The organism is Nocardia vulneris (assembly GCF_001613425.1).
Taxonomy (GTDB): Bacteria; Actinomycetota; Actinomycetes; order Mycobacteriales; family Mycobacteriaceae; genus Nocardia; species Nocardia vulneris.
In genome coordinates this window covers 65229-87205 of sequence record NZ_BDCI01000050.1, presented here as the reverse complement: position 1 = coordinate 87205, position 21977 = coordinate 65229, and the positions used below count along the sequence as shown (strand labels likewise).

The window sequence follows — 21977 nt, the reverse complement described above, 5'->3', positions numbered from 1 at the left end:
GACTGGCTGACCGCCTGAGGGGGACCGGGACCGGGGCCCGGTCGGGCGCAATCCGAGGCAATGCGCGCTGTCGCGGTACTGCGTGGTCCGCGCACGGCGTAGATTGTGTGTACCTCGCGGTAACACGAGATCGCATCGACTACGTAGGAGGCCACGATGCCCGCGCCGGAAGCCGCCGTCTTCGACCGTCTGAGCGGGCTCGCCGCGATCGACAATCCGGACGAGCGTGCGCGTAAGACGATCGCCGAGACGTTCAGTGGTAAGCCGCTCGGCAGCGTGCCGGTCGGCACCGCCGACGACGTGGCGGCCGCCTTCGAGAAGGCCAGGGCCGCGCAGCCGCGCTGGGCGGCGCGTTCGGCCGCCGATCGCGCCGCGGTGCTGGAACGCTATCGCGCGCTGGTGGTGGAGCATCGCGAGTTCCTGATGGACGTGGTGCAGGCCGAGACCGGCAAGGCGCGCTGGGCGGCGCAGGAAGAGATCATGGGCCTGATGTTCGCGGCCCGCTATTTCGCCAAGGCCGCACCCGGCCTGCTCGGCGCGCACAGCGTGCCCGGCGCGTTCCCGGTGCTGAACCGCACCTCGGTGCGCCACCAGCCCAAGGGCGTCGTCGGCGTGGTCGCGCCGTGGAACTACCCGATGCTGCTGTCCATCGGCGATTCGATCCCCGCGCTCATCGCGGGCAACGCCGTGGTGGTCAAGCCGGACAGCCAGACCCCGTTCTCCTCGCTGGCCAACGCCGAACTGCTCTACCGCGCCGGCCTGCCGCGGGACCTGCTCGCGGTGATCCCCGGCCCGGGCACCGTGGTCGGCACCGCGATCGTGGACAGCTGCGACTACCTGATGTTCACCGGTTCCTCCGCGACCGGCCGCACCCTGGCCGAACAGTGCGGACGCAGGCTCATCGGCTTCTCCGCCGAACTCGGCGGCAAGAACCCGATGATCGTGGCCCAGGGCGCGAACCTGGACAAGGTCGCCAAGGCGGCGGTGCGGGCCTGCTTCTCCAACGCGGGCCAGTTGTGTATTTCGATCGAACGGCTCTACGTGGAACGGTCGATCGCCGACGAGTTCACCGAGAAGTTCGTCGCCGCCGTGCAGGCGGCGAAACTCGGTGCGGCCTACGACTATTCGGCCGATATCGGCTCGCTCATCTCCGAGGCCCAGCTGGAGACGGTGACCAAGCACGTCGCCGACGCCACGTCCAAGGGCGCGAAGGTGCTCGCCGGTGGCAAGGCCCGGCCGGACCTGGGCCCGCTCTTCTACGAGCCGACCGTCCTGGCCGAGGTCACCGACGAGATGGAATGCGGCCGCAACGAGACGTTCGGCCCGCTGGTCTCGATCTATCCGGTCGACAGCGTCGCCGAGGCGATCCGGCTCGCCAACGACACCGAATACGGCCTGAACGCCAGTGTCTGGGCCGAGAGCAAGTCCGCGGGGGAGCGGATCGCCGAGCAGCTGCACGCGGGCACCGTCTGCGTGGACGAGGGCTACGCCCCCGCCTGGGGCAGCACCGCTGCGCCGATGGGCGGCATGGGCATCTCCGGCGTCGGGCGCAGGCACGGCCCCGACGGGCTGCTCAAGTTCACCGAGCCGCAGACCGTCGTCGTCACCCGTTTCCTGAATCTCGATGCACCCCCGCTGGTTTCGCAGGACAAGTGGCAGCGGTTCCTGATGTCGGTCGCGCGTAGCCTGCGGTTCCTGCCCGGCCGTTGATCAGCGCCCGCCAGGTGGTCGTGCGCCACCTGGCGGACACTGCCGCCGGGCCTCGCCCGCACCGGTCGGTGCGAACGGGGTCCGCAGGCCCGGAGGTTCTAGGTCATCCGATCGGCCCCCGTGCGCGGCGGCGGCAATGTCGCCACCTCCGCATCGGTGAGCAGCCGGGATCGGATGCGGAAGCGCACGTCGTCGGGCGCCGCCGGGGGGAAGCCGCTACCGCGTCCGCGCACCACGTCCACCGTCAGATGCGTGTGCTTCCACACCTCGTATTGTTCGGCGCACATCCAGAATTCGGTGTGCCAGGGCAGATAGCCGAGCAGCACATCGGCACTGCCCACCGGGCATTCGCGCACCGGGAACCAGCGCGGCGAGGCGGCGTCGCCGTAGTCGTCGCACTGGTGCAACAGCACAGCGCCGTGATAATCGATCAACTGCCGCAACACATTTCGTGCCCCGTCGGTGATGGCGACCCGCTGCGCTCGCTGCTGCATCAGAAGAACCCCTGTTTGTTGGGCGCATAGCTGACCAGCAGATTCTTGGTCTGCTGGTAGTGATTCAGCACCATCTTGTGGTTCTCCCGGCCGATGCCGGACTTCTTGTAGCCGCCGAACGCGGCGTGCGCGGGATAGGCGTGATAGCAGTTGGTCCAGACCCGGCCCGCCTTGATCGCGCGGCCCATCCGGAACGCGGTGCTGCCGTCCCGGGTCCAGACGCCGGCCCCGAGACCGTAGAGCGTGTCGTTGGCGATGCGCACCGCTTCCTCGACGGTGTCGAACCGGGTCACCGCGACCACGGGCCCGAAGATCTCCTCCTGGAACACGCGCATGGTGTTGCTGCCCGCCAAGATCGTGGGTTGGATGTAGTACCCGCCGGGCAGCCCGTCCACCTTGCGGGCCTCCCCGCCGGCCAGCACCCGAGCGCCCTCTTGTCGGCCGATGTCGATGTAGGACAAGATCTTTTCGTACTGCTCCGGGCCCGCCTGTGCGCCGATCATGGTGCGCTCGTCGAGCGGGTCGCCGCCCGCGATGGCGTTGGTGCGCTCGATACAGCGGGCCAGGAACTCGTCGTAGATCGAGGAGTGGATCAGCGCGCGCGACGGGCAGGTGCACACCTCGCCCTGATTGAACGCGAACATCGTGAAGCCTTCGATCGCCTTGTCCAGGTATTCGTCGTCCGCGGCGAGCACGTCGGGCAGAAAGATGTTGGGGCTCTTGCCGCCCAGCTCGAGCGTCACCGGCACGATGTTCTCGCTGGCGTACTGCAGCACCAGCCGCCCGGTGGTGGTCTCGCCGGTGAACGCCAGCTTCGCCACCCGCGGACTGGCGGCCAACGGCTTTCCCGCCTCCACACCGAAACCGTTGACCACGTTGAGGACTCCGGGCGGCAGCAGATCGGCGATCAGCTCGACCACGAGCAGGATCGAAACCGGGGTCTGTTCCGCGGGTTTGAGCACGATGCAGTTGCCCGCGGCGAGGGCGGGCGCGATCTTCCACGCGGCCATCAGGATCGGGAAATTCCACGGGATGATCTGCCCCACCACACCGACCGGTTCGTGGAAGTGGTAAGCGACTGTGTCGCCGTCGATCTCGGCGATGCTGCCCTCCTGGGCCCGGATCGCGCCCGCGAAGTAGCGGAAGTGATCGACCGCCAAAGGCAGGTCGGCAGCCAGGGATTCGCGGATCGGCTTGCCGTTGTCCCAGGTCTCGGCCACCGCGAGCCGCTCGCGGTGCGCGTCGATGCGCTCCGCGATCCGCAACAGGATGTTCGCCCGCTCGGTCGCCGAGGTGAGCGCCCAGCGTTCGGCAGCGGCGTGCGCGGCCTCTAGGGCCATATCGATATCGGCGGCACTGGATCGTGCCACGGCACAGAAGTTTTCGCCGTCCACGGGGGAGGGGTTGTCGAAATACCGTCCTGTCATGGGCGGCGCCCAGTCACCGGCGATGAAATTGTCGTAACGGCCGGCGAAACTGACGATGCTGGTGTCGGACCCCGGTCTCGCGTAGATCATGCACTCGCTCCTCGCAGAATCACTGTGGTCGGGCCACTATGACCCGCCAAGGTTGGTGCGAGGTTGGTGTGACCGACGCGCGTGCAACTGCACGTGCATTCACGAGCGCAAGGCCGTGTGCAATCGGGCGGCGACCACAGCGCGACGCACGTCGTCGAGGGGTAGCAGCCGCAGCGCGTGCTCGTGCACCGCGATATCGCCGGGCGCGCGCTCGCCGAAGGTGACGGCGTGTTCGACGCGATCGCTGGCCAAGACCGCATTGCGCACGCCGACATCGAGATACGAGCGCCACTGCACCACGCCGGGGGTGTCCGAACCGGGCAGCAGCGGGCCGCGATAGAGCCAGACCGCCGAGGTGGTGTCGCCCGCCGCCACGGCGGCCAGCAAGTCGACCGCATCGCAGGCCACCGGCCCGGTCAGCAGGTAGCGGCGGTTGGTGATCTCGCCGCCGGTGGCGCGGCGCAGATGCGACACATCGGCCTTGAGCGTGCTGGCGGAGACCGTGCGGTCGCCGTACACGGCGGCGTGCAGCTGCTCGGGCGTGAACCCGTCGGGCTCGAGCGCGAGCAGCGCCAGGATCTCCAGCTGACGCGGTGGCAGCGGGACCGGCCTGCCGTCGCGCATCAGCCGTGCGGTGCCCAGACATTCGAGCCGGACGCCCGGCGTCGGCGTGGGCTCGGCGGCCCGCAACATCGTCTCCACGGCGGTGACCAGCGCCCGCACCGAGGTCAGTACCAGCGGGTGCGAGCGATCCCAGGAGCTGGACAGGTCGAGCACGCCGAGCTGCCTGCCGTCGGGCGCGTGGATCGGCGCCGAGTAGCACACCCAGCCGTGCAGCGCGGCGATCAGATGTTCGGCGGAGAACACCGAACAGGGGCGGTCGTCGTGCAGGGCCAGCGATAAACCGTTGGTGCCCATGTTGCTTTCGTTCCAGCAGCCGCCGGGCGCGAAGTTCACCTGCTCGGCCTGCTTGCGCAGCGCACGGTCGCCCGCCGACCACAGGATCGTGCCCGCCTCGTCGGTGACCACGGCGAGATAGCCTGCGTCCTCGGCGATTCCGCGCAGTTCACCGGACAGTTCGGTGATCGGCGTGCGCAGCGGGGATTCCGACCAGAGGTCGGCGACATCGTCCAGACCGGGGGCGACCGTGCGACCCGGATCCACCGTGTGCAGCGAGCGCTGCCAGGATTGGGCCACGTCGGTGCGGAGCAGGGTGGGCCGCGACGGCGGTGGCGTGGCGGTATTCGGAGCCGTAGCCCAGCGCTCCCATTCCTTTTCCAGTTCGGCCCGCCGCTGGGTCAGGGTGCGGAACTGTGCCACCTCGAAGAACCCCATCGTCGTGTGAGCTCACATTCGCTCTCTCATTCTGGCGTATGCAAGACGGCGGGGGGAGGGTTTGCCGACATACCGAACGGTCCTTGCGGCGTATCTCCGTGTCGCACCCGGCGTGGCGGACTACCCTCGGAGGATGGCGACCGTTTCACGGCGGGCCCAGCTGGCCGACGTGCACGAACTGGCTTCCGGCATGCCGTATGTGACACGCATCGATGGCCCGCGGGGCAACCCGATCTATCAGGTGGGCGGGAAATCGTTCGTGTTCTTCCGGACACCGCGCCCCGACGCCTTCGACCCCGACAGCGGCGAACGCTACACCGACGTCATCGTCTTCTGGGTGTCCTCGGAGTCGGAGAAGCAGGCCCTGGTGCAGGACCCGCGATTACCATTCTTCACCACCACGCACTTCAACGGTCACCCCTCGGTGCTGGTGCGCGGCAGCCGGATCGGCGAACTCACGCACCAGGAGCTGGCCGAGGCGATCCAGGACGCGTGGCTGGCCCGGGCCTCCGGCAGGCGGGCGGCCGACTGGCTGGCCGCCAACCCACCGGGCTAGCTCACTTGTTGAGGAAGATGCCCGCCACGTCGGCGTTCTTGATCGGCGTGTCGGCGTTGCGCTGACCACCGCACAGCAGGTCGACCGAGACCATCGTGGCATCCACCACGGTGCCCGCGGGCTCGTGCTCGTCGTTGGTCTGCTGCTTGACGAACTTGGTGATCGTGACGCGCTTCTTGTCCTGGTCTTGCTTGACGTAGTCGCTGCACTTGGTGTCGCCGCCCTTGTTGACGGCGCGTTCCACGTCACTGCAGCCGGCGAGCATCAGTGCGACCGCCGCGATCGCGAGGCCGGCCTGTCCGGTCCGGGACAGCGTGGCGTTCATGTGCTCCTCCTGAATACTTCGGCGCCGCGGCCGTCCGCGGCGATCGTCACCACCCTAGAGCCCACGCCGCGCGCCGCATGGCGGGCGCGCGGGCGAGTCAGGGAACCGGTGGCGGTCCGGCTCCCCGCCTCCGCTGTACCCCGTCAGGCGCGAAAGATGCGCAACGGGATTTCGAGTTCGGCGGGGGTGAGCGAGCCGTGGTGGCCGACCATCATCGACTGCAGCGGTTCGGCGCCGCTGCGGATGATGCCGCCGGTGCCGCGCGGCGCCACGACCACCTCGCCGATGCGCGCGGCGACCTGCGGCGCCACGATCGGGCCGAACCACCCGCGCTCGATCACCTCGGTGCGGGACAGCACCGCGTAGTCCGGGCCGAGGATCTCCGTCCAGGCCGCCGTGACGTCGGCGGCCGCGCCCGGTTCGGTGTACACGTGCCGGGCGCGTGGTTCCCCGCCCAATTGCCGCACGCCGGCGCGCAGTCCGTCGTGTTCGTCGAAGTCGATGCGCTCGCCGAGTTCGACCATGCCGTGATCGGCGGTGACGCACAGCGCGGCGTCGCGCGGCAGCCGCTCGGCGATATCCGCGGCGATCCGGTCGACATGGGCCAGCTCCAGCAGCCACGCGTCCGAGGACGGACCGCGCACGTGCCCGGTGGTGTCCAGATCGCCGTAGTAGGCGTAGACCAGCGTGCGATCGCCGGCGCGCAGGCCGATGCCGACCCCGTCCACCAGGTCGCCGACCGAGAACGCGGGACGAAACGCGCACCCGCGCAACACGGCTCGGGTGAGGCCCGAACCGTTCTGATAGTTCGGCGCCACCTGCGTGACCACGACGCCCTGCGCGGCCGCGCGTTCGAAAACCGTTGCGGTGGGCTGGAAATCCTCCGGCACCAGCTCGCTCAGCAGATCGACACGCGCCCCCTCGCCGTGCAGCCGCCAGCGCAGCGAGTTCACCAGCCGATCCTGCTCGGGCACCCGCATCAGATAGCCGACGATGCCGTGCTCGCCGGGCGGCACACCGACGCCGAGCGAACTCAGGCTGGTCGCCGTGGTGCTCGGGAACCCCGTGGTGAGCGCCACCGCGGGCAGGCTCGACAAGAACGGCGCCACACCGGGATTCGCGGCCAGCGCGGCCGCGCCGAGCCCGTCGATCAACAGGACGCACACCCGGTCGGCGGCGATATCGAGGCCGAGCCGGTCCCGCTCGCCCGGCACGCCGAAACCGGCGAGCAGCGAAGGGAACAGGTCGGCGAGGGAGCCCGTACCGTAACGGGGCGCAGCGAACACGATCGTCAGGATGTCAAGCCCGGTGCGGTGCGGGCAAGGGCGGGGTCAGGCCTGGCCCGTTTCGAACCGGCTGACCTTGCCGTCGCGCACGGTGAACCGCCAGCTGGTGCGCATCGAACCCCAGCGCGAATTGGTGTAATCGGCAACCAGTTCGGTACCGCCGTCGTCCACCGACTCGACCTGCATCCGTGCGTTGCTGCCGAAGACCTCCGAGTCGGTCCACTGGCCGATATTGCGTTCCACGCCGTCGTCGGACATGGTCGCGTCGTCGGTGAGCGCGGCGAAGAACCGATCCTGGTCGTTGGCGTTGAGCGCGTCCACGAATTCCTGCACCACGGGATCTAGCTGAGTCATCCGGTTACCCCTCTCGGATCAGGTGACAGCACATGAGCGGTTGGGCGGCAAACCTTCGGCGTCCACTCTAGGGCAGAACCGGTATCCGTGCCGGGACGGCGCTCGTCACGGTGTGGGGAGGTGGAATTCGGTACGCAGCGCGTCGAACAGTTCGGGGTAGTCCATGCCATAGGTGGTCGCGGCGGCCCGCACCGCACAGCAGGCGGCTTTGAGCGGGTCGTCGATATCGGTCGCGGCGGAGTACGCCCAAACAGCTTTGTGCTGCTGGATCTGCTCGGTGTTGCCGGGGAGACCGGACACGATCGTGACCGGGATCTCGGGATCGGTGTCGATCCGCGTCACTATTCGGGAGCCGTTGCCGAAATCCGGCGGTGCCGCCGCGGGGTCCCCGGCGTCCAGCGCGGCGAGACCGGCCCGGAAATCGGCGAACTCCGTCAGTCCCGCGCGTTCGAATGCGCGATGCACGCACCAGCGGGCCAGCTCCCGCTGCCGTGCGGGGGACAGCGCCACGATGCCGTCGACCAGATCTCGGTCCAGACCGGAGAGGAACTGTGCGTCGTAATTGCCGAATCCTGCCGTGAGCACATGTGTTGGTGGTCGCCCGCCCCACGTAGCCACCCGCTCGTGAAAAGCTTTGACGTCCGGGTGATCGTGCGGGACCCGCTGTACGAGGCCGTCGGCGTCGCGGATGTAGGACCGGTCGTAATCGGGTATCGGCAGCGTTTTCGCCGGTGCCGAATACGCGGTATCGGTCTTGTGCAGTTGCCGAATTCCGTTGTCTGCCTCGGTAGTCGGCCACAGCACGAGCCGATAGGTCTCGGACGGTTCGGCCACCTCCAGATCCCAGTTGTCGTCGCGGCCCCGGGCATAGGTGCGAATCCGATACCGCCCCGGCGGTATCGGCTCGAAGCCGGGCACCACCTCGCCGTCCAACCGCAGTACCCGCAGTTCTCCGGCGGATTCGAGCCCGGTCTCCTCGACGGCCTCCCATTCGGCGAGGTCGTTGTCCTCGGGTGCGGCGTCGGTGGTCACCACCGTGACACTCACCGGCCCGTAGGCGATTCCGGTCAGCACGGTCACGAATCCTGGGCCCGGACACAACAGGGTGCCCTCGTCCCGAGTGTCCAGTGTGTCGGCGTCGACCGCCCCCACACTGAACTGATGGTGGTCGACCTGAACCGGCGCCACACCCGCCATGGTCGTGTTCCTTTCGTCAGCGATCGTCGTTTGTCAGAACATCCGGCGCAATGGGAAGTTGATCACGGACGGGTGCGCTCTGTCGTCGACTGGGACCTGGGAGCAAGGCGAGGGCAGAGCCTGTGGAAAACGGGAATCGGGGGGCTGGTAGACAGGGGATCGTGACGGCGCAGCGGGCATTTCGATTCGGTGTGAACATGGTGGCTCCGGATTCGCGAGCCCTGTGGATCGAGAAGTGCCGCAGGGCCGAGGAACTGGGGTTCGACGTGATCGGGGTGGCCGATCATCTGGGCTGCCCGGCACCGTTTCCGTCGATGATCCTGGCCGCCGAGTCGACCGAGCGGGTGCGGGTGAACACGTTCGTGTTGAACACCTCGTTCTACAATCCGGTACTGCTGGCGCGCGATATCGCGGGCGCGGATCAGCTCACCGACGGGCGGGTGGAGATCGGGCTCGGTGCGGGCTATGTGCAAACCGAATTCGAGTCCGCGGGAATCCCTTTCGAGTCCGGCGGCAAGCGGGTGGCGCACCTGGAGCGGACGGTCAGCACGTTACGGACCCTGTTCTCCGATCCCGAATACCAGCCGCGCCCAGCACAACCGGCGGGCCCGCCGCTGCTGATCGCCGGCTGGGGTGACCGGCTGCTGCGCCTGGCCGCCGAAAACGCCGATATCATCGCCTTTCCCGGCGCTTCCGCGACCGAGCACGGCGGTCCGTTGCATCTGGCCGGGTTGGCCGAGATCGGCGAACGGGTCGAGTACGTCCGCGAACTTCTCGGGAAGCGTTCGGGCAGTGTGGAATTCAATCTGCTCGTGCAGCGGGTGGTGCCGCCCGAGGAGCGCGCCGCCGTGCTCGAGCTGTTCGGCCCCGCCCTCCCCGAAGATGTCGCCGATCGCCCGGAAGAGTTGCCCACCTTGCTGATCGGCACCCCGGACGAGATCGCCGACCACGTCCGCGCCCACCGCGACCGCTACGGCTTCAGCTATATCACCGTGCTCGAGCACAGCATGGAACAGTTCGCCCCGGTGATCGACCTGCTGCGCTAGACGCACCGGTTCTGCGTTCCCGCACCCGCTATGGCGTCGCGCAGCGGGTGCGGGAACGCGGAACTGGTGCGCGAAGTCCTAGGGGAGCAGGTCGATGATGACCCGGGGGTCGAGTTGGCGGAGTTTCTTGGGTCGCGCTGTGAGACAAGGCCAGTCGCGGGCCACCGCCTCGGCGGCGGCGTGTCCGGCGGGCAGCAGGAGTTCGGCGTCGGGGTTGCCGGCGAAGGCGGCGCCGAGCCGTTCGGAGGCGCCGCGGTCCAGCGCGGTGATGATGGTGTGCGGCAGTTCCAGCAGCACGTCGAGGATGTCGAGGCGGTGCGGCGGGATGTGCGCGCGGGCGGCCGCCAGTGCGGTGGCGGGGACGACGATGGTGTTGTTCGCGCCGACCGTCGCCCAGACCACGGCCTGGGCGTAGTTGGCTTGATTGGCCCAGCTGACGACGGCTGCGGTATCGAAGACGACACCGCCCAGGGCGGGGGTTTTCACGCGGCGCCGAGGTGTGGCCCGCCTGCCTCCTCCTCGGATAACGGCGGTAACCCTTGAATGGCGCGGGCGCGGTTGATCAGATCCAGCGGCGGTCTGCCGCCGAACACCTCTTCGAGCTTGGCCAGCGACTCGGCCGTGCCGAGCCGCGCGAACACCGATTCGGCGACGAACGCGGCCACCGACTCGATCCGCCCTTCGGCGCGCCAGCGTTCGAGGGTACTGACCAGTTCCTCGGGCAACGTGACGGTCACCTTCCGGGTGCGATGCGCGCGAGGCTGGCCCATTCTGGAACCTTATCCCGAGATCGTTCTGGACGGGAAGGGTCCGGCGGGGGCGGAAGTTCGCGCGCGGGAGCGTCTTTCACTGTCGGGGTGGTGAGCAGAACGACCGCCCGGATGGGCGCGAATTGATGTGATCTACGTCACAATGCCGTGGGTGTTTTGTCGGTGTCGGGTGGCATGGTGTTCGTATGCCTTTCGCCGAAACCGCTCCCGGCACCGATGTCATCCGGTTGCTCGGAGCCAGTGAGCACAACCTGCGCAATGTGTCGCTGGACATCCCCAAGAACAAGATCACCGTTTTCACCGGGGTGTCCGGTTCCGGCAAGTCGTCGATCGTGTTCGACACCATCGCCGTGGAATCGCAACGGCAGCTCTACGCGACGTTCCCCGCCTTCATTCTCAACTTCCTGCCGCGCTACGAGCGTCCGCACGCGGAGGCGATGGAGAACCTGACCGCACCGGTGATCATCGACCAGCAGCCCGTGGGCGGTGGCCCGCGCTCGACCGTCGGCACGATGACCGACATCTTCTCCATGGTGCGTGCCATGTTCGCCCGCTTCGGCGCCCCGTCGGCCGGATTCGTCTATCACTACTCGTTCAACGTGCCGCAGGGCATGTGCCCGGACTGCGACGGCCTCGGCGTCTCGGTGCGGGTCGACCCCGACCGCCTGCTGGACCGCACCAAATCCCTCAACGAGGGCGCGATCCTGTTGCCCGGCTACGGCGTCGGCAGCGGCGACTGGCAGCTGTACGGCAATTCGGGCCGATTCGATCTGGACAAGAAGATCGCCGACTACACCGAGGCCGAATTCGCGGATCTGTTGCACGGCACCGGCGGCAAGGTGGAACTCACCTTCGCCAAGGGCACCTGGAAAGCGGACTACGAGGGCATCGCCGCCAAGTTCACCCGCACCAAACTGCAACGCGACACCTCCGGCCTCAGCGAGAAGACCCGGGCCCAGATCCAGCAGTTCCTCACCGAAGGCGTCTGCGGGACCTGTCACGGCGCCCGGTTGAACGCGGCGGCACTGGCCACGAAGATCGATGGCCGCAATATCGCCGACTGGGCCGCATTGCAGATCACCGATCTGATGGCCGTGCTGGACGAGATCACCGACCCGGCCGCGGTCGGGCTGGCCGCCGCGATCCGCACCGCGCTGCAGCGGGTGGCCGATATCGGGCTGGGCTACCTGAGCCTGGACCGGCCGACCTCGACGCTGTCCGGCGGTGAAGGGCAGCGGCTCAAGATGATCAAGCACCTGTCGAGCACGTTGATCGGCATGACCTACATCTTCGACGAGCCGAGCGTCGGACTGCATCCGCGCGACGTGGGCCGGTTGAACGATCTGCTGAAAGCCCTGCGGGACAAGGGGAATACGGTGCTCGTGGTCGAGCACGATCCCGACGTGATCCAGATCGCGGACCATATCGTGGATGTCGGCCCGCGGGCGGGCCTGCACGGCGGCCGGGTGGTGTTCGAGGGCAGCTTCGAGGAATTGCGCGCGGCCGATACGCCGACCGGGGCCGGCCTGCGCCGGCCGTTCACGGTGAAGGAAGACTTCCGGAAGGCCAAGGGGGAGTTGCTGATCGAGCACGCAGGCGTGCACAACCTGAAGGACGTGACCGTCGGCATCCCGACCGGCGTGCTGACCTCGATCACCGGTGTGGCGGGTTCCGGTAAGAGCAGCCTGATCCGGGACGTCTTCGTGGTCGAGCACCCGGAGGTGATCTTCGTGGATCAGTCGGCCATCGGCGCATCGTCGCGTTCCACGCCCGCAACGTATCTGGGGCTGATGGACCCGATCCGCAAATTGTTCGCCAAGGCGACGGGGGAGTCGCCGGGGTTGTTCAGCTTCAACTCGGCGGGCGCCTGCAAACAGTGCGAGGGGCGCGGTGTGATCATCACCGAGATCGCGTACATGGATCCGGTGACCACGCACTGCGATGCCTGCGACGGACGGCGCTTCTCCGACGACGTGCTCGCACTCACCTTGCGCGGCAAGTCGATCGCCGACGTGCTGGAGCTGACGGCCGAGGAAGCGCTGGCGTTCTTCCCGGAGAAGGCGCTGAACACCAAGCTGCGCACCATGAACGAGGTCGGCCTGGACTATTTGAGCCTCGGCCAGGCGATGAGCACCCTGTCCGGCGGTGAACGTCAGCGCATCAAACTCGCCACCCAACTGGGCAATACCGGCAGCGTCTATGTGCTCGACGAACCCACCACCGGCCTGCACATGTCCGATGTCGACACCCTGCTCGCCCTGCTCGACGGCTTGGTCGAGCGCGGCAACACTGTGGTCGTCATCGAACACAACCTCGACGTCGTCGCCCACTCCGACTGGGTGATCGACCTGGGCCCCGACGGCGGCAAGGCCGGCGGTGAGGTCGTCTTCACCGGCACCCCCGCCGACCTCCTCACCGACCCCCGCTCCCTCACCGGCGAATACCTGCGCCGGTACAAGGCGGCATAGGTCTGCAGAGGCCGCACCCGTGTCCGGCAGTTCAGCGATGCTCGCTGAACTGCTGGGTGCCGGTGACGCGGAGGAGGTCGAGGGCGGAGGCGGCGGGGGTGTTCGGTTCGGCGGAGTAGACGACCACGGTTTGGTCGGCGTCGGGGACCAGGAGGGTGTCGCATTCGATGACGAGGAGGCCGAGTTCGGGGTGGTCGACGGTCTTGGTGGCAGTGCGCCACAGGCTGGACGGCCGTTCGCGCCAGAGCTGCTCGAAGTCCGCGCTGCGCGTGCGCAGTTCGGTGATCAGGCGATCGAGATCCGGGTCGGTCGGGTAGCGGGCTTTCGCGCTGCGCAGGGTGCCGACACCGTACGCGCCGATCATGCGGACCTCTTCGGGCGTGTGCCGGACTCGGCTCATCTCGGTACCGAGGAAGCACTGCCAGATCATGTTGCGTTGCGGGACCGGCCACGCGGAAAAGTCGCCGAGCAGTGCGGTGGCCATCGAGTTCCAGGCCAGCACATCGCTTTTCGCGGACATCACCAGCGCGGGCAGGTCGGACATTCGATCCAGCAGCCGTAAAACGCTGGGCCGCACCACCATCGCGATATGGCCTGCCTGCGGCGGGGTGGCCCCGCCGAGTTGGAACAGCAGGTTGCGATCGTTGTCGTTCAGCCGCAACGCCCGCGCCAGCGCGGCCAGCACCGCGCTGGACGGGTGCGGGCCACGGCCCTGCTCGAGCCGCACCACATAGTCGACGCTGATACCCGCCAGCTGCGCCACCTCTTCGCGGCGCAAACCGGGCACCTGCCGCCGCAGACCCGCGGGCAGGCCGACATCGCGCGGCTGGGTCCGGCTGCGGGCCTGCCGGAGCAGGGCGGCGAGTTCGGCGCGGTCCATTGTTCGATCATCCCGCACCCGGCGTGGCACGGGGTGGTACCGCTGATCCCATGACGAACCCGCCCTGTTCAGGTGGGGTCCGGGCGCCAAAGCTGAACGTATGACGACAACGACAACGGCTCTGGTGACCGGAGCGAACAAGGGCCTCGGCCGGGAGACCGTCCGCAGGCTGGGCGAACTGGGCTGGCAGGTGTTCCTCGGCGCACGCGACGCCGAGCGCGGCAAGCAAGCGGCGGCCGAACTGGCCGGGCAGGGGCTGAACGTCGAGTTCGTGCCGTTGGATGTCACGTCGGTCGCCTCGATCGAGGCGGCGGTCGCCGCGGTACGGGAGCGGACGCAGGCACTGGACGTACTGATCAACAACGCGGGTATCCCCGGCGCTTTCCGGGCTCCGGAGCAGACGCAGGCCGAGGATCTGCGTCCGGTCTTCGAGACCAATGTGTTCGCACCGGTCCAGGTGACCAATGCGTTCCTGCCGCTGCTGCGCGCGGCGGCGCACCCGCGTGTCGTGATGGTGTCGAGCGGCATGGGCTCGCTGGCCGTCACCTCGGACCCGGAGCGACTGGAATCCTCGCTGCCGAACCTGAACTACAGCCCGTCGAAGGCGGCGCTCAACATGATCATGTCGCAATACTCGCGGGCGCTGCCGGAGATCCATTTCAACGCCGCCGATCCCGGTTACACCGCAACGGATTTCAACAACAACGGCGGCTATCAGACCGTCACCGAAGGCACCGACGCCATCGTCGAGCTGGCCACCGCGGGACCGGACGGCCCCACCGGTGGATATTTCGACCGGCAGGGCCGGCTGCCCTGGTGACGTCGCGGCCGCGTGCCTACCTCGCGCCGCCGTTGACGTAGAGCGTCTGGCCGCTGACGTAAGACGCTGCGTCGCTGGCGAGGAACGCGATGACCGCGGCGACCTCGGCGGGCTGCCCGACCCGGCCGAGCGGGGTGCGTTCGGCGACCGACTGCTGATGTTCCTCGGCCGACATGCCGACGCGGTTCGCGGTCGCGGCGGTCATCGCGGTGGCGATATAGCCGGGCGCGACGGCGTTGACGTTGATGTTGTACGGCCCGAGTTCGATGGCGAGGGTGGCGGTCAGGCCTTGGATGCCGGCCTTGGCGGCGGCGTAGTTGGCCTGGCCGCGATTGCCGAGCGCGGACCGGCTGGACAGCGAGACGATCTTCCCGTAGCGCTGGGCCACCATGTATTTCTGCGCGACCTGCGCGCAGTGGTAGGCGCCGGTGAGGTTCACCGCGAGCACCGCGTTCCAATCGTCCTCGGCCAGCCGGAAGAACAGATCGTCGCGCGTGATGCCCGCGTTGTTGATCAGGATCTGCGGACTGCCGAGATCGGTGGCGATCTGGTCGAAGACCGACTGGACCGACGCGCGGTCGGTGACGTCGCAGACGTAGCCGCGGGCGGTGCCGCCCGCACGCGTGATCTGTTCGAGGGTGTCCGCGGGGGCGTTGCGGTCCAGCACGGCGACCGCGGCGCCCTCGACCGCCAGCTGTAGCGCGGTGGCCGCGCCGATGCCCTGCGCCGCACCCGTCACCACGGCGATCTTGTCGGTGAACCGGTCCTGCACTGCGTTCTCCTCTCTCAAAATGCCTGTTCGGCAAGCCATTCGGGAAACTCGGTGAGATCGGTGAGGACGACGTCGGCCCCCGCGGCCCGCAGTTCGGCGGCGTCACACGGGCCGGTGGTGACCCCGACCGCGAGCACACCCGCGGCCTGCGCCCCGCGCATATCGCCGGCGTGATCGCCGACGAAGAGGTGGGCGCCTTCCGCACGCAGCACGCTCGCCTTGCCCGCGGACCACAGGTCGCCCGCGAGATGGTCTATCCGCCAACCGAGTTCGTCGATGTGCAACTGGGCGAGCGGACCGTGCTTGCCGGTGACGACGAGTACCCGCCCGCCGCGCGCGTCGACCGCGGCCAGCGCGGCCTCGGCCCCGGGCATGGCCGGAATGCTCGACACGATCGACGGATACAGTTCGCGGTATCGGACGACCAGGGCCGGGACGAGTTCTTCGGGTGCGCCTGCTTCGGCGAGCAGGGTGGCCAGTGGCGGGCCGAGTCGATCCGCGAAATCGGCGCCGCGCAACGGCACGTCGAATTCCGCCGCGAGAATGTCGACGGCCCGGCCGACGCCCGGCCGCGAATCGATCAGCGTCATATCGAGGTCGAAGCCCACCGTCCAGGTCACCACCCGACCCTAACGGCCGTGCCGAACGCCCGCACCCGAGCATCAAAGCGGCCGCCGGGTCGGGCCGGGTGGCCTGGCGACTGGGGGCTCGATCCGGCGAAGCCCCTCGCGTGGAGGCGGTCGATCAGGTTAGCCTAACCTTATGGCAACCACGACGCGCACGAACCGCCCGACCATGGCCTACGCGACGCTACAGGTCAGCCGGGTGGCTCAACTGACACCGCACATGGTCCGCATCACGCTCACCGGCCAGGACCCGGACGCGCTGATCAACGTCGGACCCGATCAGTACACCAAGGTCTTCTTCCCGCTGCCGGGTCAGCGGCGCCCCGTCGTCCCGCCCCCGCTCGACAGTGCCGATCAAGCGATGAGCTGGTACCACCGGTATCTCGCCATGCCCGACGCGATCCGGCCGCCGATGCGCACCTACACCGTGCGCGCGCAACGACCCGAACTCGGTGAACTCGACATCGACTTCGTCCTGCACACCGAACACGCTGGGCCCGCGTCGGATTGGGCGGCCAAGGCGGTGCCCGGCGCCGAGATCGGCATGCTGTGCCCGCCGTTCGCGCTGTACTGTCCCGAACCCGCAGTGGCGTGGCAGCTGGTGGTCGGCGACGAATCCGCGATTCCGGCAATCGGTTCCATCATCGAAGGGCTCGACCCGGGCGCGGTGCTCCGCGCGTTCATCGAGGTCTCCGGTCCGGACGAGGAGCAGCGCTTCGACACCGCGGGCGATGTGCGGATCGACTGGATCCACCGCGGCGACCGGCGACCCGGTGACGCGGTGGTGGCGGCGGTGCAGGGCGCGCAGTTCCCCGACGGCGCACCGTACGCGTGGATTTCCGGCGAGGCGAGCCTGGTGAAACTCACCCGCAGGCATCTCGTCCGGGAACGCGGCATCGACAAGCACTCGATCACCTTCACCGGTTACTGGCGGGTCGGGCGCACCGAAGAGGACAACGGCCGGGAGAACGTGCGGCGGGCCGCGGCCGGGGAGCCGCTCGTCGACGAGGACTGACCGCGCACCGGCGTATGTAATGCTGGTGGCATGGTGGGATTCGTTGCGGCGGTGCGCCGGTGACCTCGGATGCGGAACTGGATCCAGCGGCGGTCGAGATCGGCAGCTTCTTTCCGGTGCCGCCGCAGGACGTGTGGCGCGCGCTGACCGAACCGGACCTCATCGAACGCTGGCTACTCCGCTCGATCGGGTTCGCCGCGACCGTCGGCACCCATTTCATCTTCGAGGTTCCCGCTCGAACGCCCGGCGAGGTCGCCTGCGAGGTCCTCGTCGCCGAGCCCGCCGCGCAGCTGACCGTCAGCTGGGTGGACCTGCGAGCCGAATACCCGGCCCGGTGGGTCGTCGACTGGACGATCCGGCCGCAGGGCCGCGGCACCCGACTCGTGTTGACCCAGACCGGTTTCGACATCGAGAACCGCAGGCAGAAGATGGCACGCAATGCGCTGGAGCGTGGGTGGCGGACCACGCTGACCCGGCTGGGTGCGGTGCTGGACGAGTTGGCCGAGTGAGAGTGGACGGCGGGCTGTAAATGCCTGGCACGCAACTAGGTTCGTGAAGAGTGCCTGGTTGACTACGCGAGCACGCGGCAGGCGAAGCGAAGGCTCTCGTGGCGCCGGTTGCTGACGTCCGGCCCCCAATTGCGCTCGGGGGACTCGCGGTGCCGCCTCGAGTGGACGGCGTCCAATACGTATCTCGGGCGCGTAATGCGCTGGGTGCAGGTATCGCTCGGGCCGGTGCATCGGTGGTCCTCGGTGTCGAGATCGAGCTTGTTCTTCGATCCCTGGCGCAAACGAGCGTGGTGAGTCGCGCGGCCGACTGTCTCTGGTGCGGTGCTTGCCGCCGGTAAATGAATGGCGGGCAATCGAGTTCGCGGGCGAAGGTCCGTGCGGTGCTCTAGGGTCGGAGGCGGGGAGGCGAGTCGATGAGACAGCGCGTCGACGTGCGGGCGTGGGAGTCGGGCCGGCACCGGGGGAGGCGGGGCGCGGCAGGAGGGCAGCATGGGGCATGTCGAGCACAGCGCGGCGTGTAAAGCGCCGGTGGACTTCACCTTCACCTACGTCGCGGACTACCGCAACGTCCCGAAATGGATGTTCGGCATCCGGCACTTCACCCCGGTAGGTGACCAAACCTCCGGTGTCGGAGCGGTTTTCGATACCGCACTGCATCTCGGCCCGACCACACTGCACCTGCGCGCCGACACCACCGAATGGATCGACGGCTCCCGGGTCACCATGCGGGCCATCAAAGGCATCGAAGGCTCGATCCGCTGGGACTTCGAGGCGCTGACCCCGGAGACCACCGAGGTCAGCGCCACCGCCGACTATCGAGTCCCCGGTGGTTTCGCGGGCCGGTTCCTCGATCGAGTGATCCAGGCCTTCATCGGCCCCGCCATCCGGCATACGGAGAAACACCTCCGCGAGCAGATCGAGACCAGCTACCGGCAGTCCCGCCCGCACCCCGACTGACCACGCCGCTCGTTTCCGGCATCGCAATGATTCACGTGGAACGTAACGCCAAGCGCCCCAATGATGTTCACCAAGCGCAAGTCTGCATCGAGTGCGAGTTCGCAACGGCTGCAACCATCGGGCCGGCCTGCGGCGTCATCGAACCCGAACCGGTCGGCGGCTTCGGTGGCTCGTCCGAACCGGCCGCGTTGCGCCCTTGCCACACCCGCTCTGCGCAGTCGCACCCCATCTGAGTTCTCGCACTCGCTATGCCATGCGGAGACGGGTGCGCGAACACGGAAAGCGTGCGGGAAGTCGGCAGCGGCGTCGACGGTCAAGACGGCGACGCCCAGGTCGCATTCTCACTCCTGTCCTAGGGAGACCTGACTTGTTTCGTCGAGACCGTCAAGACCTGCAGCGCGTGGGGTTTTCGATGTTGCGGCAGACGGCGAGGTCGGGGCCGCCGTCGCCGGTGTCGCCGTCGGTGTGGCCTTGGCCGTCCATGGTGTCGGCGGCGGGGCCGCCGTTGAGGGTGTCGTCACCGTCGGAGGCGTCGTTTCCGGCGCAGGTGTCGTCCAATGGTGTTGCGGCGGTTGCTCGGTCGCCGCAGAGGTAGTCGAGGTCGGGGCCGCCGTCGACGGTGTCGTTGCCGGGGCCGCCGATGAGTTTGTCGGTACCCTCATCGCCGGTGAGGGTGTCGTTGCCGCTGGACGTGGTCGCGGTGCAGTCGAGCACGTTGTCCTGCAACGCCCCTTCGTCGCCGCAGATCCGATCCGCGCCCGGACCGCCTTCGAGGGTGTCGTCGCCGGGGCCACCGAGAAGGATGTCGTCGCCTTCGCCGCCGATCAACCGGCCGTTTCCGTTGCCGCCGTCGAGGATGTCGTTGCCGGAGCCGCCTTGGATCGTTCCGGTGTTGCCCTGGCCGACACCTGCGGGGCCTGTACCGCCGATCGCCGTGACGACGTCGTTGCCCCCGCCCCCGTCGACCATCACCGCATTCGGATTGCGGTCATCGCCGGTGATCGCGTCACCGCCGGCAACAGAAGGGTCGATCGCGGAGCCGCCGACGATGGTGATGATGTCGTTGCCGGGATCGGTGTCCGGGCGGTCCGGGCGCGACTCGGTGCCGCCGTATACGCGCCCGTAGCTCCCGAGGGCGGCGTAGACGAACGCCGCGTCGTCGGGACTCGTCGCCGAGCCCGCGGTGATGGTGATGGTGTCGTTGCCGGGGCCACCGCCCACCGGACGGATGGCACCGGCGCCGCCGAACGACGGGGAAGACCCGCCGCGCACATCGATCACATCATCGCCGTTGCCGCCGGAGACCCCACCGAGCACGGCGGCGCCGGCATCGCCTCTATCTGTCCCCGCGCCACCGACCACGGTGATCTTGTCATCACCATCCTCACCCTGGATCGAGCCCAGCGAACCGGCGTTGTAGCCGGAAGTCCCTTCGCTGGCGGTGCCGCCGGTGATGGTGATGGTGTCGTTACCGGGACCGCCTCGCACCACACCGGTAGCCACGGAAACGAACCCGGCGTCGACCGCAGGTGCCCCCGTCTTACCGCTGCCACCGGTCACGACGATCGTGTCATCGCCTTCCCCGGCTTCGATCGTGGCCATACTCGCGACCTGGTCGGAACCGCCGATCACCGTGATGTGATCGTTTCCGCCGAAGGTCTGCAGATAGGTACGTTCCGGCAGTGCGGTCTCACCGGCGACCCCGCCGCGACAGGTGACCACGTCGTCGCCGTCGGTGCCCCTGATGTACGCGTCCTCGGTCGTCATGGTCACCAACGTGCCGTTGACCGTGCACGTGGCGATTGCTTCCGCCGCAGCCGATTGCCCGGCCGCGGACATCATGCCCGCGGCCAGCACCAGGGACGCGGCGACGAGCGAGGCACTGCGCAAGCGATTCATATCGATCCCTTCCACACCGTCAGGCCTGTCCCGTGACCGTCGATGCGGATGATCGGCGGACGGGATCGGGCGCGAAGCAATCTCGAAGAGCAGTCAGCGGCCCAGCGCGGACGCGAGCAATCCGTGCTCGGCCCCCCATCACAGGTCTCGTCGACGCGAGTGGACCCTGTACGACCTGACACGAATCCGGTGTCACGCTATGCCGCGACGTTCATTCCACTCGGTAGCGATGGTGGGGTTGGCGTGTCGGCCGAATCCCGAACGGCCGCGCCGCGCGCTGCCTAACATGGTTGGGGTGCGGGCATCGGCCGCGCTTGTTCCGGTTCGTCGCGTTGTCCGAAGATCAGGAGGGGATGAGTCGTGTCGGTTCCGGATCTACTGACCGCCAAGATCGGTCACGGTTTCGATCATCTCGACGTGGACGGCGACGGCCGGCTGACCGAGCACGATCATGTGCTCTGTGGACAGCGAGTGGCCGCGTCGCTCGGTTATCCACCGAATTCCGCTGCGGAGCAACGCATCATCGACGCTTACCTGGCGGTCTGGCGGGATCTGCACCTGCCGCACATTCCCGGTGGCGGCACCGCGATCACCAGGGAACAGTTCATCACCTCCACCCGGACCCTGGCCGCGGACCCGGGCGCCGCGGCGGCGACCGTCGGCGCGCTGGCCGAGGCGTTCCTCGCGATCGCCGACACCGACGGCAACGGCAGCGTCGATCCGGGTGAGTTCGCGGCGTTCCAGCGCGGCCACTTTCCCGGCCTGACCGACGACGAAGCACACGAGGCGTTCACGCACCTCGACCTCGACGGTGACGGACGGCTCTCGGCCGCGGAATTCACGCAGGCGATCATCGAGTTCTGGTCCAGCGCCGACCCGGACGCCCCGGGCAATTGGTGGATGGGTCGTCCCGACTTCGCCCCTGCTCCGCCTACCTGAGCGGGTGGGCGAGGGACTTCCCCGGCATCGTTGCGCCCCACCCACTTTCAGACCGGGGGCAGGGTGGCGTCGGGGAACGAGTGGTGTTCGTGGGTGACGGTCCAGCGGCCGTTCTCTTTGCGTAGACCCAGCGTCAGGCGGAGGCGGCGGGCGGGGTTCTCGGCGAATTCCTCCGGCGTGCCGCACAGGAGCAGGGCGTGGGCGAAGGCGACGTCGGCGCCCGCGGTGATGTCGAGGGAGACGATCTCGAAGGTCGCGCCCTGGGCCTGCCATTCGAAGAAGCCGGGCCAGGCCGCGCGGTAGGCGTCGATACCGCGCAGCCCTTCGTCCGGCGGCGGGACGTCGAACATGACGATGTCGGGTGCGTGATCGGCGAGGACGGTGTCGAGGTCGCCGGCGTGCACCGCCGCGGCCCACCGTTCGATCAAGACCCGGATCTGCTTCTCGTCGTCCGACATCGTCAGTCGTCCCTTCGTCTGGGCCTCACCGGCACCGATCGGCA

Annotated in this window: 23 protein-coding genes; 9 read left to right on the top strand and 14 right to left on the bottom strand. The window is 68.2% G+C overall.

What is annotated here, in order from left to right; all coding sequences use genetic code 11:
- Positions 1 to 156: 156 nt before the first annotated feature.
- The gene (locus NVU01S_RS39830; protein WP_043675760.1) at positions 157 to 1710 is read left to right on the top strand and encodes a succinic semialdehyde dehydrogenase; all 1554 of its coding nucleotides are present in this window, start codon (positions 157 to 159) and stop codon (positions 1708 to 1710) included.
- Between the two features lie 98 nt (positions 1711 to 1808).
- Here NVU01S_RS39830 and NVU01S_RS39825 read toward each other — a convergent pair whose 3' ends face one another.
- The 3 genes from NVU01S_RS39825 to NVU01S_RS39815 all read right to left on the bottom strand — a co-directional run bounded on the left by NVU01S_RS39825 (position 1809) and on the right by NVU01S_RS39815 (position 5056).
- Entirely contained in the window at positions 1809 to 2204 is a 396-nt protein-coding gene (locus tag NVU01S_RS39825; RefSeq protein WP_043675763.1) for a DUF779 domain-containing protein, read from the bottom strand.
- Positions 2204 to 3721: an acetaldehyde dehydrogenase ExaC gene (gene exaC, locus NVU01S_RS39820; protein WP_043675766.1), complete on the bottom strand. Its 1518-nt coding sequence runs from the start codon at positions 3719 to 3721 to the stop codon at positions 2204 to 2206. Before exaC ends, NVU01S_RS39825 begins: the two co-directional genes overlap by 1 nt.
- A gap of 99 nt (positions 3722 to 3820) precedes the next feature.
- Positions 3821 to 5056, bottom strand: coding sequence for a transcriptional regulator (locus NVU01S_RS39815; RefSeq protein WP_052280940.1), 1236 nt, complete (start codon positions 5054 to 5056; stop codon positions 3821 to 3823).
- A gap of 133 nt (positions 5057 to 5189) precedes the next feature.
- Here NVU01S_RS39815 and NVU01S_RS39810 point away from each other — a divergent pair, with 133 nt between their 5' ends.
- Positions 5190 to 5612, top strand: a complete 423-nt coding sequence (locus NVU01S_RS39810) for an MmcQ/YjbR family DNA-binding protein (protein WP_043675769.1) — start codon at positions 5190 to 5192, stop codon at positions 5610 to 5612.
- A gap of 1 nt (position 5613) precedes the next feature.
- On the opposite strand, the gene NVU01S_RS39805 is transcribed toward NVU01S_RS39810, so the two are convergent.
- From NVU01S_RS39805 to NVU01S_RS39790, 4 genes are all read right to left on the bottom strand, one after another.
- A complete protein-coding gene (locus NVU01S_RS39805; RefSeq protein WP_043675772.1) occupies positions 5614 to 5937 on the bottom strand; it encodes a hypothetical protein in 324 nt (107 codons plus the stop codon).
- Between the two features lie 143 nt (positions 5938 to 6080).
- The gene (locus NVU01S_RS39800; RefSeq protein WP_082032209.1) at positions 6081 to 7223 is read right to left on the bottom strand and encodes an alkaline phosphatase family protein; all 1143 of its coding nucleotides are present in this window, start codon (positions 7221 to 7223) and stop codon (positions 6081 to 6083) included.
- 45 nt (positions 7224 to 7268) lie between these two features.
- On the bottom strand, positions 7269 to 7577 hold the full coding sequence (locus NVU01S_RS39795; RefSeq protein WP_029900504.1) for a nuclear transport factor 2-like protein: 309 nt from the start codon (positions 7575 to 7577) through the stop codon (positions 7269 to 7271).
- A 105-nt stretch (positions 7578 to 7682) separates the two neighbouring features.
- Positions 7683 to 8774 (bottom strand): hypothetical protein, encoded by a 1092-nt coding sequence (locus NVU01S_RS39790; RefSeq protein ID WP_052280941.1) that lies wholly within the window; start codon positions 8772 to 8774, stop codon positions 7683 to 7685.
- Positions 8775 to 8935: 161 nt separating this feature from the next.
- On the opposite strand from NVU01S_RS39790, the gene NVU01S_RS39785 reads away from it, so the two are divergent.
- Positions 8936 to 9820, top strand: coding sequence for an LLM class F420-dependent oxidoreductase (locus tag NVU01S_RS39785; RefSeq protein ID WP_043675775.1), 885 nt, complete (start codon positions 8936 to 8938; stop codon positions 9818 to 9820).
- A 78-nt stretch (positions 9821 to 9898) separates the two neighbouring features.
- On the opposite strand, the gene NVU01S_RS39780 is transcribed toward NVU01S_RS39785, so the two are convergent.
- Together NVU01S_RS39780 and NVU01S_RS39775 are read right to left on the bottom strand one after the other, a co-directional pair.
- On the bottom strand, positions 9899 to 10306 hold the full coding sequence (locus NVU01S_RS39780) for a hypothetical protein (protein ID WP_042262152.1): 408 nt from the start codon (positions 10304 to 10306) through the stop codon (positions 9899 to 9901).
- Positions 10303 to 10590, bottom strand: coding sequence for a hypothetical protein (locus tag NVU01S_RS39775; RefSeq protein ID WP_029900499.1), 288 nt, complete (start codon positions 10588 to 10590; stop codon positions 10303 to 10305). Before NVU01S_RS39775 ends, NVU01S_RS39780 begins: the two co-directional genes overlap by 4 nt.
- 185 nt (positions 10591 to 10775) lie before the next feature.
- Between NVU01S_RS39775 and NVU01S_RS39770 the strand changes: the two genes are divergently transcribed.
- On the top strand, positions 10776 to 13058 hold the full coding sequence (locus NVU01S_RS39770) for an ATP-binding cassette domain-containing protein (protein ID WP_043675779.1): 2283 nt from the start codon (positions 10776 to 10778) through the stop codon (positions 13056 to 13058).
- 31 nt (positions 13059 to 13089) lie between these two features.
- Here the strand turns inward: NVU01S_RS39770 and NVU01S_RS39765 are convergent, their stop codons facing one another.
- Positions 13090 to 13938, bottom strand: a complete 849-nt coding sequence (locus NVU01S_RS39765) for a helix-turn-helix transcriptional regulator (protein WP_043675782.1) — start codon at positions 13936 to 13938, stop codon at positions 13090 to 13092.
- Between the two features lie 100 nt (positions 13939 to 14038).
- Between NVU01S_RS39765 and NVU01S_RS39760 the strand changes: the two genes are divergently transcribed.
- Positions 14039 to 14758 carry an SDR family oxidoreductase gene (locus NVU01S_RS39760; RefSeq protein WP_043675785.1) on the top strand — a complete coding sequence of 240 codons (720 nt, stop codon included), beginning with the start codon at positions 14039 to 14041 and terminating at the stop codon, positions 14756 to 14758.
- A 16-nt stretch (positions 14759 to 14774) separates the two neighbouring features.
- Here the strand turns inward: NVU01S_RS39760 and fabG are convergent, their stop codons facing one another.
- The gene (gene fabG / locus NVU01S_RS39755; RefSeq protein WP_052280942.1) at positions 14775 to 15569 is read right to left on the bottom strand and encodes a 3-oxoacyl-ACP reductase FabG; all 795 of its coding nucleotides are present in this window, start codon (positions 15567 to 15569) and stop codon (positions 14775 to 14777) included.
- Entirely contained in the window at positions 15545 to 16150 is a 606-nt protein-coding gene (locus NVU01S_RS39750; RefSeq protein ID WP_043675879.1) for an HAD family hydrolase, read from the bottom strand. Before NVU01S_RS39750 ends, fabG begins: the two co-directional genes overlap by 25 nt.
- A 142-nt stretch (positions 16151 to 16292) precedes the next feature.
- Here NVU01S_RS39750 and NVU01S_RS39745 point away from each other — a divergent pair, with 142 nt between their 5' ends.
- The 3 genes from NVU01S_RS39745 to NVU01S_RS39735 all read left to right on the top strand — a co-directional run bounded on the left by NVU01S_RS39745 (position 16293) and on the right by NVU01S_RS39735 (position 18637).
- On the top strand, positions 16293 to 17171 hold the full coding sequence (locus NVU01S_RS39745; RefSeq protein WP_043675791.1) for a siderophore-interacting protein: 879 nt from the start codon (positions 16293 to 16295) through the stop codon (positions 17169 to 17171).
- Between the two features lie 59 nt (positions 17172 to 17230).
- Positions 17231 to 17680 (top strand): SRPBCC family protein, encoded by a 450-nt coding sequence (locus tag NVU01S_RS39740; RefSeq protein ID WP_043675794.1) that lies wholly within the window; start codon positions 17231 to 17233, stop codon positions 17678 to 17680.
- 489 nt (positions 17681 to 18169) lie between these two features.
- A complete protein-coding gene (locus NVU01S_RS39735) occupies positions 18170 to 18637 on the top strand; it encodes an SRPBCC family protein (protein WP_043675797.1) in 468 nt (155 codons plus the stop codon).
- Between the two features lie 384 nt (positions 18638 to 19021).
- Here the strand turns inward: NVU01S_RS39735 and NVU01S_RS39730 are convergent, their stop codons facing one another.
- The gene (locus tag NVU01S_RS39730) at positions 19022 to 20536 is read right to left on the bottom strand and encodes a calcium-binding protein (RefSeq protein ID WP_156161743.1); all 1515 of its coding nucleotides are present in this window, start codon (positions 20534 to 20536) and stop codon (positions 19022 to 19024) included.
- Between the two features lie 360 nt (positions 20537 to 20896).
- Between NVU01S_RS39730 and NVU01S_RS39725 the strand changes: the two genes are divergently transcribed.
- Positions 20897 to 21475, top strand: a complete 579-nt coding sequence (locus tag NVU01S_RS39725) for an EF-hand domain-containing protein (RefSeq protein ID WP_043675802.1) — start codon at positions 20897 to 20899, stop codon at positions 21473 to 21475.
- Positions 21476 to 21522: 47 nt separating this feature from the next.
- Here the strand turns inward: NVU01S_RS39725 and NVU01S_RS39720 are convergent, their stop codons facing one another.
- A complete protein-coding gene (locus tag NVU01S_RS39720) occupies positions 21523 to 21933 on the bottom strand; it encodes a YybH family protein (RefSeq protein WP_043675882.1) in 411 nt (136 codons plus the stop codon).
- Positions 21934 to 21977: the final 44 nt, after the last annotated feature.